11 protein-coding genes are annotated in these 15310 nt (G+C 36.1%); 8 read left to right on the forward strand and 3 right to left on the reverse strand.

The features are described from left to right. Positions 1 to 207: 207 nt before the first annotated feature. Both C7390_RS03485 and C7390_RS03490 read left to right on the forward strand, forming a co-directional pair. The gene (locus C7390_RS03485) at positions 208 to 1827 is read left to right on the forward strand and encodes a glycoside hydrolase family 43 protein (RefSeq protein ID WP_055306395.1); all 1620 of its coding nucleotides are present in this window, start codon (positions 208 to 210) and stop codon (positions 1825 to 1827) included. 45 nt (positions 1828 to 1872) lie between these two features. Further along, complete coding sequence (locus C7390_RS03490; protein WP_318295547.1) at positions 1873 to 4659, forward strand: glycosyl hydrolase family 95 catalytic domain-containing protein; 2787 nt, start codon at positions 1873 to 1875, stop codon at positions 4657 to 4659. Positions 4660 to 4711: 52 nt separating this feature from the next. Here C7390_RS03490 and rfbC read toward each other — a convergent pair whose 3' ends face one another. From rfbC to rfbA, 3 genes are all read right to left on the reverse strand, one after another. Continuing rightward, positions 4712 to 5317, reverse strand: a complete 606-nt coding sequence (gene rfbC / locus C7390_RS03495) for a dTDP-4-dehydrorhamnose 3,5-epimerase (protein ID WP_022502976.1) — start codon at positions 5315 to 5317, stop codon at positions 4712 to 4714. Positions 5318 to 5404: 87 nt separating this feature from the next. After that, positions 5405 to 6424, reverse strand: coding sequence for a dTDP-glucose 4,6-dehydratase (gene rfbB, locus C7390_RS03500; protein ID WP_116443622.1), 1020 nt, complete (start codon positions 6422 to 6424; stop codon positions 5405 to 5407). Between the two features lie 77 nt (positions 6425 to 6501). Next, the gene (gene rfbA / locus C7390_RS03505) at positions 6502 to 7401 is read right to left on the reverse strand and encodes a glucose-1-phosphate thymidylyltransferase RfbA (RefSeq protein WP_055306398.1); all 900 of its coding nucleotides are present in this window, start codon (positions 7399 to 7401) and stop codon (positions 6502 to 6504) included. 354 nt (positions 7402 to 7755) lie between these two features. Between rfbA and C7390_RS03510 the strand changes: the two genes are divergently transcribed. From C7390_RS03510 to C7390_RS03535, 6 genes are all read left to right on the forward strand, one after another. After that, the gene (locus C7390_RS03510; RefSeq protein WP_116443623.1) at positions 7756 to 9000 is read left to right on the forward strand and encodes a MerR family transcriptional regulator; all 1245 of its coding nucleotides are present in this window, start codon (positions 7756 to 7758) and stop codon (positions 8998 to 9000) included. Positions 9001 to 9133: 133 nt separating this feature from the next. After that, on the forward strand, positions 9134 to 10423 hold the full coding sequence (locus tag C7390_RS03515; protein WP_116443624.1) for a glycosyltransferase family 4 protein: 1290 nt from the start codon (positions 9134 to 9136) through the stop codon (positions 10421 to 10423). A gap of 80 nt (positions 10424 to 10503) precedes the next feature. Further along, positions 10504 to 11295 (forward strand): ABC transporter permease, encoded by a 792-nt coding sequence (locus C7390_RS03520; protein WP_022502971.1) that lies wholly within the window; start codon positions 10504 to 10506, stop codon positions 11293 to 11295. A 48-nt stretch (positions 11296 to 11343) separates the two neighbouring features. Next, the gene (locus tag C7390_RS03525) at positions 11344 to 12618 is read left to right on the forward strand and encodes an ABC transporter ATP-binding protein (RefSeq protein WP_022502970.1); all 1275 of its coding nucleotides are present in this window, start codon (positions 11344 to 11346) and stop codon (positions 12616 to 12618) included. 21 nt (positions 12619 to 12639) lie between these two features. Beyond that, complete coding sequence (locus C7390_RS03530) at positions 12640 to 13707, forward strand: hypothetical protein (RefSeq protein WP_022502969.1); 1068 nt, start codon at positions 12640 to 12642, stop codon at positions 13705 to 13707. Beyond that, positions 13708 to 15291, forward strand: a complete 1584-nt coding sequence (locus C7390_RS03535; protein WP_055175645.1) for an MBOAT family O-acyltransferase — start codon at positions 13708 to 13710, stop codon at positions 15289 to 15291. It begins immediately after the preceding gene. Positions 15292 to 15310 lie beyond the last annotated feature (19 nt).

The raw sequence follows: 15310 nt of genomic DNA on the forward strand, positions 1-15310 counted from the left end.
CCGACACAGATAGCTTTTATATAATAATTACATTTTTTGTCAGATTAATGCTGTCTTTATAATATTATATTGATTGTTTCGTTTTGAATATTTATAGGCATTATTTCTGTAAAATAATATGAAACAGCGATATTTCACCTTGAAATAATACAATAATAATTATAATATACATTTATAAAATAAGTTTATAAAAGTTGGAGGTGCCATATGTTATTTAAAAATCCAATTATTCCGGGATATAATCCTGATCCAAGCATATGCCGTGTAGGAAGTGATTATTATATTGTGAATTCCACATTTGAATTCTTCCCAGGAGTGCCTGTATATCATAGTAAGAATTTGGTTAACTGGGAGCTTACAGGATATTGTCTGGACAGGCGTTCACAGTTAGAACTTGAGGACTGTCGTAATTCGGGAGGAATATATGCACCAACGATACGATATCATAAAGGTATGTTTTATATGATAACAACAAATGTTACTGATAAAGGTAATTTTGTTGTTCATACAGAAGATATTAACAGCGAATGGTCTGAGCCAGCGTGGATTGACCAGGGGGGAATTGACCCGTCATTATTCTTTGATGATGATGACAAATGTTATTATTGTTCAACGGGAATAATTGACGGTGTACGTGGAATTGTTGCATTTGAGATAAATCCGCTTACAGGTGTGATATTATCTGAGAAGAAGCTTATAAGTGAAGGTTGTGGTGGACAGTGTCCGGAAGGCCCACATATTTATAAGAAGGATGGCTGGTATTATCTTATGATAGCAGAAGGTGGAACGGAATATGCACACCGTGAAACAATCCAACGTTCGCATAATGTATATGGTCCATATGAGGCTTGTCCGGATAATCCTGTTATATCTCATAAGGAATATAAGAAATCAGAGATTCAGGCGACAGGACATGCGGATTTATTAGAGGATGAGAATGGTAACTGGTGGCTTGTGTTTCTTGGAATAAGAAGATTCAGCCATGCTTTGCTTCATAATCTTGGGAGAGAAACATTTCTTGCACCAGTAAAGTGGGAAAATGGCTGGCCGGTTGTTGGTTATAATGGCAATGGAACAATTGAGCTTGTAATGGATGCACCACTGCCTGGACTTGATTGTGAAGAGAGTTCTGCCAATATCCGTATTGATAAGCAGTCCGGACAGCCAATTCTGTACGAAGACCACAGTGTGGATATAGATTTTACAGATGAACTGCTTGATAAAAGGCTTCAATATACAAGAAATCCTGATATGTCAAAGTATATATATGATAATAAAAATGCTGTGCTTACACTTAAGGGAACAGATATAACACTTAACACGGCTGGCAAATCACCAACAATTGTGTCATTTAAACAGCCGGAATTCACGACAACTTTATATGCGTGTCTTGATATAGCAAGATGTAATGCAAAAAGATGTGGCGTTGCGGCATATTACAATAACGATTATCATTATGAGATATACATAGGCAATGATGATAATGGCAGGTATATAGGATTTTATAAACATATACACGATATGGGTGTTGAGCTTGAAAGAATTCCCATTAATAATGAAGATATGAATTCAAAGCTTTTGATAAAAATAGATACAGACAGGGAAAAGTATACATTTTCTTATGCAATAGCTGACACTGCTAATCTTGGTGCAAGGGTGGCATACAGGCAGATTGGTTCAGGACTTAATGCAGGACTTAGCACGGAGGGTACGCGGACAATGACATTTACTGGTACATTGTTCTCGTTATTTGCGGAAAATGGAGATGGTGTATTTAACATAGGGGTAAAGCTTTTAATCAATCCAGATGAGAATTACACATTATAATATAATTATGTCTGTAGATTAATGTATACAGAAATGAGGGTAATTATGGGAGATAATAACTGGTCATATTCAAAAATATATAAAGAAATTAAACCCTATGAGGAATATGGTATGTATGATGTTGCGTGGCACGATGGTATGTCAGCGGCAGATGGCCACATAGGTGTAATTACATCGTGTGCACCTTTAAATGACAGCTTTATATTCCAGAATGTTGAGTATATTATGCCGTCAGAAGAGCCAAGATATGTGCCTTTAGAGGTTGGAGGACAGCTGGATGAGGCAAGGCAGTCAGTTATTAATATGGACGATACCTGGGATATACACAACAGAAAACGTACCAATATGTATTGTCATCATCCAGGACACCAGCTCAGGGTGAAATTATGCAGGAGTGCTGATATAACAGATACTAACGCATTAATATCAGAAGCTGCAAAACACCCTCATATGACACGAAATGATGATATAAATATTACGGATTATGAACGATATACAGATTTTAACAGGTCTGAGATTGTTGTTAAATATAAGGCAGATGGAAGAACTATAACTAAAAGAACTTTTGCATCCTTGACTGATGATGTTGTTATTACAGAGATTACAGGAGCGAAGGATTTTATCGTTAATATTTCAGTTGATGATTTTGAGGCAATGCATAAGTTTGGTATGGATAAGAATAAACAGGCAACCTCAGAGAGAGGAATGAAGTATTCGCGTTTTGTTAAAGATGATATAGTTGGTGTTGTGGCACATTATCCTTCATTTGAGGGAAGTGAGCTTGCAAATGGAGGGTTTGCAGGTGCAACCAGATTTATTACAGATGGTATAGTCAATATGATAGAATTGAATAAATCAGACAAGGCATATACCTGTATAGATAATATAGTACCAATTATTCAATTGAATAAATCGGACAAGATTATTCTTATAACATATCTTGATTGGACAGATAAGCTTGGCAGGCTTGAAGATTTCCAGTCAGAATGTGAGAGTGGCAGTATATTTGATACAGAGCTTATTAGAAAATGTTTTGCAAAGGTAAATGATAGTTTAGGCACAGCTGATAAAGCGTTTTTTAATAATAAAGAAATTTTCTATGATGCTGCAATCAAAGAACATAGTATTAAAAGTGCTGAAAGATATAACAGGGTATCATTATATTTATACGATAATACTGATTGTATATCTAATAAAAATGATAAAGAAAAGAAATATTATGATAATGTCTTTAAAGCTGATGACAATAGTAAATGCGCAATAGCTGATAATGAAGATAGGTACAATATATATAATATGGCAGCTAATGAGGAGCTTCTAGATAAGCAGAAAGAAGTTCCAGATATTCTTATTCCGCTTCTTGAAAGAATATATAATAATGCAAGATATGGGCTTATGTCAGGGGCTGGCTATACAGCACCAAGGCTTAATGGACCAGGTGTTGGAGAGTGGAATCTGATGTGGCGTAATGCGTATACCATGGATGCTAATGTTAATATTCAGGTATCGGGAATCAACAGCGGCAATATGTATGAAGCTGGCGTTGGGTATATTTGGTTCGTATTAAGACAGCTTAAAGACTGGGAGATTAATGCTAAAAAGGTATATGGAATGAAAAATGCCCTGTTAGCACCTATCAATACTGACGGACAGAGGGCAATGATGGTTGAGTATGACATTAACTATCCGTTCCAGTATTGGAATACGGGTGCAAGCTGGATGATACTTCCTATAGCAGAATGGGTTGACTGCTATGGTGATGTGTCAATTACAACAACTGATCAAAAGATAATAAAGCAGTATAATCAGGCTGTCTTTAATGTAAAGAAGGATATTCTTATGCCGCTTCTTCAAAAAACTTATAATTTCTGGGAGCAGCTCTGCACACCTGAGTACTTCACAGATATTGAGGGCAATGCAAGATATGAAAAGGGTAAGACACATTTATTTACTGGTGAGAAGTATCTTATAATTCCGTCATTTTCACCAGAGAACAAGCCGCTTGGCTATAAGAGTGCAATAACAGCCAATGCTTCAATGGATATAGCTGCGGCAAAAGATATTATAGCTATGTATATTGATATGGAAAATGAACTTCAGAATGAAGGATACAAGGAAAGAATTAAGAAGGCTGAAAAGTTAAATAATGAGCTTCCGGATTATCAATATGATGAAAGCGGTGCAATAAGAGAGTGGGCTATGAAAGAGTATCAGGAAAATAATGCCCACAGGCATATAAGCCACCTTTATTGTGCATGGCCGGCATATCAGACACAGCATAATAATAAGCTTGCCAACGCCTGCCGACAGGCTATATTAAACCGTAATAAGGAGAATTCCGGAAAAGATGACACGGCATCACACGGCTGGATTCATAAGGCACTTGTTGAGGCAAGGCTTAAGAATTCAGAGGAAGTGTATAATATATTAAATATGCTTGTGCATAGCGATATATTTTATTCAACATTATTTACCGACCATAATACGAACAGGGCTAAGGGTGTCGCCTGCACAGATACATTATATGGAATAACTGGAATTATTAATGAAATGCTGGTGTATTCGGATAAGAACACGGTAGAACTGCTTCCTGCATTAAGCAGTAATATACCAGCAGGAAATATAAGCGGACTTTTAACACGTGCTGGTGTGAGAGTTGATTATTTAAGCTGGGATGTTGATAAGAGAAATGTAAAAGCAGACTTAACTGCATTACGGGATACAAGCTTTAATCTTGTGCTTAATAATAAGGCGTATATTGGTGAGGAAAATGAAAGTAAATGCGTTGCAGTTCAGTTAAAAAAGGGTGAAAGGTATTGCTTTATGGGTTGATAGTGAAAATGCGGAAACACCGATATAGTAGAGTGTTTCCGCATTTTTTATTTTATTTGAACTTGAATGTATTCTCAAGTGTCTCCCACTTGGTATCTTTCTCGCTGAAATTAAGTGGGGTTCCGTCTTCAAGCTTGTATCCAGATGGGTCAGCACTGCCTGGATATTTGCCTGTAACCTGTGGCCATTCAATGCCAATGCTTGGGTCGTTCCACGCAAGACCGCCCTCATCACCAGGATGATAGAAGTCAGTTACTTTGTAGCAGAACTCAGCTTCGTCACTTAATACGAGGAAGCCGTGTGCAAAGCCTTCGCTTATATAGAACTGCTTCTTGTTCTCTTCTGTAAGTTCTACGCCAAACCATTTGCCGTATGTCTTAGAACCTGCACGAAGGTCAACAGCAACATCAAATACGCTTCCTTTGATTACACGTACAAGCTTTCCCTGAGGAAATTCTTTCTGGAAGTGTAAGCCACGAAGAACACCCTTAACAGAGCGTGACTGGTTATCCTGAACAAATACCATATCAAGACCGGCTTCGTGCATATCATTCTGATTGTAAGTTTCCATAAAATATCCGCGGTTATCACCGTGAACAGTAGGTTCTATTATATAAAGTCCTTCAATATCGCAAGGAGTTACTTTAATCTGTCCCATAGTTATTACCTTTCTTTGATTAATCTAAAAATACTGCCACCTGACAGATAAAAATAAATTGTCAGGTGGTATATAAAAATATATTAATTATCGGTTAGAATACATTTTCTCATAGTAGTTCTGGTATTCGCCTGAGATGATAGTTTCCCACCATTCCTTGTTGTCAAGATACCACTGGATTGTCTTCTTTATGCCGTCTTCAAACTTAGTTTCTGGTAACCAGCCAAGTTCGTTGTGGATTTTAGAAGGGTCGATAGCATAACGCATATCGTGTCCCTTACGGTCGCCAACGTGAACGATAAGTGATTCTGGCTTGCCAAGTTCTTTACAGATAAGCTTAACGATGTCAATATTTCTCTTTTCATTATGTCCACCGACATTGTATACTTCACCGACACGTCCTTTGTGAATGATAAGGTCAATAGCCTTGCAGTGGTCTTCAACATAAAGCCAGTCACGGACATTAAGACCTTCACCATATACAGGAAGTGGCTTATCATTAAGAGCATTGGCAATCATAAGAGGAATAAGCTTTTCTGGGAAGTGGTATGGTCCGTAGTTGTTAGAACATCTGCTTATAGTTACAGGAAGTCCATAAGTTCTGTGGTAAGCTAATACTAAAAGGTCAGCACCAGCTTTTGATGAGCTGTATGGGCTTGATGTATGTATAGGTGTTTCCTCTGTGAAGAAAAGGTCAGGTCTGTCAAGTGGAAGGTCACCATATACTTCATCAGTAGATACCTGATGATAACGCTTAATTCCGTACTTTCTGCATGCATCCATAAGAACAGCAGTACCTTTGATGTTAGTGTCAAGGAATACTTCCGGGTTCTCGATAGAACGATCAACGTGTGACTCGGCGGCAAAGTTTACAACCATATCTGGGTGTTCTTCTTCAAAAAGCTTGTATACAGATTCTCTGTCAGTAATACTTTCCTTAACAAATCTGAAGTTAGGATTATCCATTACAGGAGCAAGTGTTGAGAGATTGCCCGCATATGTAAGGCAGTCAAGACAGATAATTCTGTAATCTGGATATTTCTTTAACATATGGAAAATGAAGTTGCTTCCGATAAATCCGGCACCGCCGGTAACAATAATATTCATATATAATCCTCGTTTCTGTGCACATATTAATAATTAAAATGGTGCAGTGTGCGCTACACACCAAATGATAATATATTCTAGCTATGAAGTACGTCAATATATTTGCCGTCAAGCACATCTTTTAAATACTGTCCGTACTGGTTTTTCTTTAAGACTTCATAAGTCTTAAGTACGTCCTCTTTAGTTATCCAGCCGTTAAGATAAGCTATCTCTTCAAGGCAGGCTATTTTACGGTGCTGATGTGTTTCAATTGTCTTAACGAAGTTAGTAGCTTCAACAAGGCTTTCGTGAGTACCAGTGTCAAGCCAGGTAAAGCCCTGACCTAAAAGTTCTACATTGAGGTTGTTGTTCTCAAGATATATACGGTTAAGGTCTGTTATTTCAAGCTCACCTCTTGCAGATGGCTTTAAATTCTTCGCATACTCTACAACCTTGTTATCATAGAAGTAAAGACCTGTTACACAGTAATTGCTCTTAGGCTTAGCTGGCTTTTCTTCTATAGATATAGCCTTGCCGGCTTCGTTAAATTCTACAATACCAAATCTTTCAGGGTCATCAACGTAGTAACCAAATACTGTAGCACCTATGCCTTCTTCAGCGTTTTTAACAGCATTTTTGAGACGTTCCTTAAGTCCGTTGCCAGCGAATATGTTATCGCCAAGAACCATAGCAACAGTGTCATCGCCGATGAATTCCTCACCGATAATGAAAGCCTGTGCAAGTCCGTCAGGTGATGGCTGTACAGCATAAGAAAGATTAACACCGAACTGGCTTCCGTCACCGAGAAGCTCTTTGAATCTAGGTGTATCCTGTCGAGTAGATATTATAAGAATATCACGAATTCCAGCAGTCATAAGAACTGACATAGGATAATATATCATAGGCTTATCGTATATAGGAAGAAGCTGTTTACTTGTTACCATTGTGAGTGGATAAAGGCGTGTGCCAGAACCACCAGCGAGAATAATACCTTTCATAGTCATTCCTCTTTTCTTAATAAATAGTGTGTTTTAAATAAATTAATACCTGTTTAGCAGATTAGTGCTTACTAAGCAGATTATAGTTTTTTAGTAAATTGATATTTGCTTTTTGTTTTGATATATATATAATAAAAGGTGACGTAACGTTATCTTCAAGTATTTTTTGTGATACAAGAAGAAATTTTATCATTATTTATGATTTTTATGGTTTCAAACAGATCTTCAAATAGGATTTTAATAGTCCTTAAAATATAATTTCAAATAAGCTTTCAAATAGGATTTGCAATAAGTTTTTAAACAGAATTTCAGGTATGATTACAGTAAAATATACCATAAAGAAAAGAGGAAGTTATGCATAAAGAAGGTTATTATTCTTCTGGTGAGTTTGCCAAGAAAGCAAATGTCACAGTAAGAACTATAAGATATTATGATAAACAGAATATTTTAAAGCCGTCACTGCTTACAGAGGACGGAGTGAGGTTTTATACGGATTCAGATTTTACGAGGCTGCAGCAGATATTGTTGTTTAAGTATCTGGGGTTTTCACTTGAGGATATAAGAAATATGACTATAGGTGATTCAGATTATAACATTCTTCTTAATTCGCTTAATTTGCAGTTTAAGCTTATTCAGGACAAAATAGCACAGATGGAGCTTGTAAAGAATGCGATTGAAGACACGATAGATACATTTAAAAATAACAAATCAGTAGATTGGAGCAATATGCTTTCGCTTATCCATCTTACTAATATGGAAAGCACTTTAAAGACACAGTATCTTAATGCTGGAAATATAACCGCAAGAATTAATCTTCATGCAGAATATTCAGTTAATAAGCAGGGTTGGTTTAACTGGATATATGAACAGAGCAATATACAGACCGGACAGCGTATTCTGGAGATAGGCTGTGGTGATGGAAGACTGTGGGTTGATAATAAGAATAATGTAAGAGAACTTTCAGGGCTACAGGTGTTCTTAAGCGATATATCCGATGGTATGGTGAATGATGCAAGAAGAAATATAGAAGCGGAATATGCTAACGAGAATGGGGCGGATAGTACTGCACATAAGACAGGACAGTCTGTATCATTTAAGTTTAATACATTTGACTGTGCGGATATTCCTTATAGGAATAATTATTTCGATATAGTTCTTGCTAATCATGTATTATTTTACTGTGATAATATAGAAAGCGTTCTAAAAGAAGTCAAAAGAGTGTTAAAACCGGGTGGAGTATTTATATGTGCAACTTATGGGGCTTCGCACATGAAAGAGATTAGTGATCTTGTAACAGAGTTTGATAAAAGAATTGTTCTTGCTGCGGATAATCTGTATGATAAATTCGGGCTGGATAATGGAGAGGATATATTGATTAAGCATTTTAATAATGTAGATGTCAGAAAATATAATGATCACCTGTTAGTTGATAAAGCAGAGCCGCTTATTGAATATATTCTTTCCTGCCACGGCAACCAGAACCAGTATCTTCTTGACAGATATTCCGATTTTAAAACATTTATAAGAAATAAGCTTGCAAGGAAGCCTTTTAAGATTACTAAAGATGCAGGATTATTTATATGTAAAGATATATGGTAATTATATTAATAATGTGGTAAAATTATACAGCTATTGCAATTTACGCGATTAAATATCTATTATAATGGGAATGTTATTTATAACAGTATAATGATAGGCAGATTATTAAATTATAGAAGAATAGAGGTATACAATGGCGTTATCCAAATTATTTTTAAATGCAGGTGAAGCGTTAAGGCCAGTTCTTGTAAAAGTGCTTCCGATGAAACTGCTAAGTAAGCTGAAGGCGGGAATTATTAATAATGCAACAGAAAAGCTGTCGGCAGATACTATAGAAAAGTATGCACCGGGACGATACAAGGAAGGTGCTAATATAATAGGCAATATAAAGGGGGATAATGGATTAGGACAGAGTGCACGTATTATGTGCAGTCTGCTTGATGAGAATAATGAGCCACACGTTATAAGGGATTTCTTTGTTCCACCGGGAGGCTCAAGAACCAATGATATGTATGACAGCAGGCTTACAACACAGCTTCCATATGATGTTAACATAATACATGTTAATGCAAGTGAGTTTATGGTAGCATATTTAAGCCTTGGCAAAGATGTATGGGATTACAGATATAATATAGGTTACTGGGCGTGGGAATTAGAGACATTTCCAGAGGAATGGCTTCCGGCATTTAAGCTTGTCGATGAAGTGTGGACACCATCGGATTTTGTTACTAATACACTTAAGAAATATACTGACAAGCCTGTGGTTACGGTTCCACATTGTATAGAACCTGTTGCAAGTGCACAGTATGGCAGGAAGCATTTTAATCTTCCAGAAGACAAGTTCCTGTTTTTAATAATGTTTAATAGTGGAAGTGTTATGGAAAGAAAGAATCCATTGGCAGCTATTAAAGCATTTAAGCAGGCATTCCTGAAAGATGAAGCAACTAAGAACAAGTATAAGGATGTAGGTCTTGTAATTAAGATAAGTGAGTCAGAGCTTTCAGCAGACGATGAGAAGATTATAAGCTCTATTGTAGATAAAGAAGATAATATTTACTTTATGTGTGGACAGATTAATAAGACAGAAGTTAATTCTCTTCTTAAAGACGTAGATGTATATGTATCACTTCACCGCTCAGAGGGCTTCGGGCTTGTAATGGCGGAGGCTATGTATCTTGGAACACCGGTTATAGCAACGGCGTGGTCGGGTAATACAGAGTTTATGAATGATCATACGGCGTGTATGGTTGGATACGATATGATAGAACTTGATAAGGACTATGATGTATTTAAGAAGGGCAATGTGTGGGCAGATGCACACATTGATGAAGCTGCTGATTATATGGTAAGGCTCTATGAAGACAAAGAGTATTACAACACCAAGGTAGTTAATGGACAGGCATATGCCAGAGAACATCTTGCATACAAACGTTCAGCGGATATTGTGAGTGAGCGTTTAAGACAGATTCATTCAAAGTCTTAAGGGTTTTAAATTATTCGTTTGACAAAGAAAATGATTGTTATTATAATATGCAGGATTTAGATATAGAGGAGAAATTTCTGATGCAACATATTAAAGAATTATATGAATATAGGGAAATGATTATAAGTCTTGTAAGAAAAGACTTAAGAGGAAGATATAAGGGTTCGGTTCTTGGATTTCTTTGGACATTTGTCAACCCTTTATTACAGCTTATTGTGTATACAATTGTGTTCTCAATAATAATGAGGGCAAGCTATGAACAGTATTATCTGTTTCTTTTCGTGGCACTTGTGCCTTGGATGTTCTTTTCATCAAGTGTAACTGACGGTGCGGCAAGTATATTAAAAGAGAAGGATATGGTTAAAAAGATATACTTCCCAAGAGAGGTTCTTCCAATATCAACAGTTACAAGTGCATTTGTTAATATGATACTTACATTTGTTGTTGTATTTATAGTTGTTATTGTATCAGGAAGAGGTATTAATCCACTTGCATTATTATGTCTTCCTGTTGTTATGGTTGTAGAGTATGTACTATGTCTTGGTATTGCACTTATAGTATCATCACTTACAGTATATCTCAGGGATTTACAGTATATTCTTGGAATATTTGTTATGGCACTCCAGTATATGACACCGGTAATGTATGGCGTTGATATGGTAGAGAATTCTGGTGCTGGTGACTGGCTTATTTTAATATTTAACTTAAATCCTATGACACCTATTATTAAAATATACAGACAGATTATTTATTATGGACAAGTTCCAGAACTTGGTTCGCTGGCTCTTGCATTAATAATAGGTATTGTATTTATAGTTGTCGGAGAAGTTCTGTTTAAGAAGCTTCAGAGAGGTTTTGCAGAAGAATTCTAATTAGAATAGTATAGACAATTAGATATATAAGCAGAAATGAGGATTATGATGGATAAAGATAATGCAATTGAAGTAAAAAATATAACTAAAGATTTTAAAGTGTATTATGATAAGGGAAGCGAACTTAAGGAAAAAATGCTTTTCTGGAAGCGCAACAGATATGAGAAAAGACATGTTCTTAATGGTATAAGCTTTAATGTTAAGAGAGGTGAGGCTATAGGTTTAGTAGGTAAGAATGGCTGTGGTAAAAGTACAACACTTAAAATGCTTACTAAGATTATATACCCTGACTCAGGAACAATTGAGATGCGTGGAAGAGTATCAAGCCTTATAGAGCTTGGAGCAGGTTTTCACCCGGATATGAGCGGAAGAGAAAATATATATACTAATGCTTCTATATTCGGACTTACCAAGAAAGAGATAGATGCAAGACTTGATGATATTATAGCATTTTCAGAACTTGAAGATTTCATAGATAATCCAGTAAGAACTTATTCTTCAGGAATGTATATGCGACTTGCTTTTGCAGTTGCTATCAATGTAGATGCTGATATTCTTCTTATTGATGAAATCCTTGCCGTTGGTGATGCTAACTATCAGGCAAAGTGTTTCAATAAGTTAAGAGAGATTAAGGCAGAGGGAACAACTATCGTTATTGTATCACATTCATTAGGTCAGATTGAGCAGATATGTGACCGTTCTATATGGATAAAAAATGGTCTTATAGAAGCGGAAGGAACTCCAAAAGATGTCCATCTTAAATATCTTGACTATATGAATCAGGAGAGAATGGAACAGGCTGAGAAAGAGCAGCTACGTCAGGCAAAGCTTGAACGTGAGCAGATGGAGAAGAAGAAAGAAGAAGAACGTATCAAGAAAGAGCGTGCGAAGGTTAATTCAAGATACGGAAGTGAAGACGCAAGATTTACAGATATTCATATGTATAATGAGGCTGGCGAGGAGAGCAGAATATTCAAGACAGGAGAGAAAGTTATACTTGACCTTGGTTATCACGTTGATAATAAAGTTACTGATGCAGTATTTGGATTTGGTATATTCAGAAATGATGCTCTCTGGTGCTATGGTACTAATACAAGAATAGACAGAATAGAGAATTTTGACATTGATAAAGACGGAAGATATAAGGTAGAACTTGAAGATCTTAATCTTATACCTGGTAATTACTGGGTAGATATAACTATTGAATATGGAGAGGGTATACCTGTTGATTATTATAAGCAGGCTCTTAAGTTTGAGGTTGTATCTAATATAACAGATGTTGGCGTTACAAGAATTCCACACAAGTGGGAATTACACATTTAAGATGAGGAGATAAGAATAATTATGAAAAGGGCAGTGCCATGGATAAGAGTGGCTGGATTTATTGTTGGGCTTGTTGTACTGGTAGCAATATTTGATTACGCGTTTGCACAGACAGGATATGTAAGATATGTGCTTACATATTTCCAGAATTCAGATGAGGATATAGATACACTTGTATTAGGTGCATCGCATGCAAGAAGTGCAATTGACCCGCAGAAGATAGATGATGTTAACGACACGAATTCATTCAGTCTTGCAATACCTGGTGAGATGGTAAAGGATTCTTATTATGTGTTACAGGAAGCGTGCCGCAGTAAGAAGATTAAGACACTTATATTTGATGTGGATTACCAGTATTGGATGGAACCTCAGGCAGAAGGATATTTTCAGGAACCATTCATATACAACCAGCTTAGCTGGTCATCACCAGTAAAGTGGAAGTATATGGCAGAGAATATGCTTAATCTTGATGTTAGGAATGCATTTACGAAGAGAAATGTATATCTTTGTACTCCATCATCAGTAAAGACTAATATTTCACAGAAGCGTTCGCAGGAATATAAGGATGCGGATATCTACTCAATAGAGGTACCAGATGCCAATGGCCCATATATTGGAAAGGGATTTTTCTATCGTGAGGTAAGCGGACTTAAGCCTGGTGGTGATGCTTATGTTGATGGCTGGGTAGGCAGAGAGAATGATGGTCTTTCAGAGGTGGCTGTAACCAAGTTCAAGCAGATAAAGAAGTTCTGTGATGATAATGGTATTGAGCTTATATGTGTTACATCACCAATAACACCAAGCGTTATGCAGAAGCTTGGAATGGGAACTGTTAATGATGTACTTTCACAGTTCTTTGAAGAACAGAATGTACCTTATTATAATTTTAACAAAGCCAGATTATCAGTTCTTGACAGAAGTGATCTTGATTATGGAGATAAAGAAGGTCATATGGGTGGAGAACTTGCAGAAGAATATTCAGAAGTATTAGCAGAAGTGTTAAAAGGACATTTTAACGGAACATTAGATGAAACAAAGTATTTTTATAATACCTTTGATGAGATGTATAAAGAGATGGAGGAACAATAAATGTCATTCACAACAGTAGCCTTTTTTGTATTTTTATTAGCTGGAATAGTTGTTTATTATGTTCTTCCCAAGAATGTACAGTGGATATGGCTTCTTATATTAAGTTATATATATTATTTTACATTTAGTATTAAAGCTTCTTTATTTATGGTATTTGCAACTGTAACTATATATTTCGGAGGCATTTGGCTTCAAAATATACAGAATACAGGTGACAGATATTTAAAAGATAATAAAGAAACACTTTCAAGAGAAGATAAGAAGGCTTATAAAGAAAGCCTTAGAAGAAAGAAAAGATGGGTGTTGTTCCTTATACTTCTTTTGGATTTTGGAATGTTAGCAGTTGTAAAATATAGTAATTTTGCAATAGAGAATATTAATTCCGTACTTGGACTTATAGGTAAAGAACCAATAGGTCTTCTTGGAATGGGACTGCCACTTGGAATATCGTTCTTTACATTCCAGTCTGTATCATATGCAATTGATGTATATCAGGGAAAGTATGAGTGTGAGAAGAACATATTTAAGATGGGATTATTCGTATCATTCTTCCCACAGCTTTTACAGGGTCCAATTGGAAGATATGACAGATTAGGAAAGCAGCTTTACAGTGGACACAGCTTCAATTTAAAGAATGTAGAATACGGACTTCAAAGAATCGGCTGGGGACTTTTTAAGAAGGTTGTTATTGCAGACAGGGCGGCAGTGCTTGTTCTTAATGTATTTAATAATTATGAGGCATACAGCGGATTTCATTATATTATGGCAGTGCTTATGTACTCTGTAGATTTATATATGGATTTCTCTGGTGGAATAGATATAGTTATCGGTGCTGCACAGATGTTTGGAATTACAATGGATGAGAATTTCAGACAGCCATATTTCTCTAAGTCAATAGGTGAATTCTGGAGAAGATGGCATATTACACTTGGTACATGGATGAAGGATTACATATTCTATCCGATGTCACTTTCTAAGAAGATGAATAAGTTCGGAAAGTGGGGAAAGAAGCACTTTGGCAATACATTTGGAAGAACACTTCCTATATGCTTTGCTAATATAGTAATATTCTTTATCGTAGGTATATGGCACGGAGCAGCCTGGAAATATATTGCATATGGACTTTACAATGGCTTTATTATTGCAATAAGCAATCTTTTAGAGCCTGTATACAAGAAGCTTCTTTCAAAGTTTCATATTAATGCAACAAGCAGGGGCTGGACTTTATGGCAGATTATAAGAACATTTATACTTGTTAATATAGGCTGGTACTTTGATATGGCTGACAGTGTAAGTCAGGCATTATGTATGATAAGATGGTCAATTCAGGGATTAAGCTTTTCACAGCTTAACAGTTCATTATTAGACCTTGGAATAGAAGCAAGAGATTATATAATTATAATCGCTGGATGTATTATAGTATTTATTATAAGTGTACTTAAAGAAAAAGGTATAGCTATAAGAGAGAGCATAGCGGCCAAGCCATTAGCGGTAAGATGGATTGCTTATTATGCGTTGATAGCTGTTATATTAATATTTGGATATATAGGAGCAACACAAGGCTTTATATATGCTAATTTCTAGCTTGTAAATGTAAGTGGTG

The sequence above is a fragment of the Bacteroides galacturonicus genome, from assembly GCF_003096855.1.
Taxonomy (GTDB): domain Bacteria; phylum Bacillota; class Clostridia; order Lachnospirales; family Lachnospiraceae; genus Lachnospira; species Lachnospira rogosae.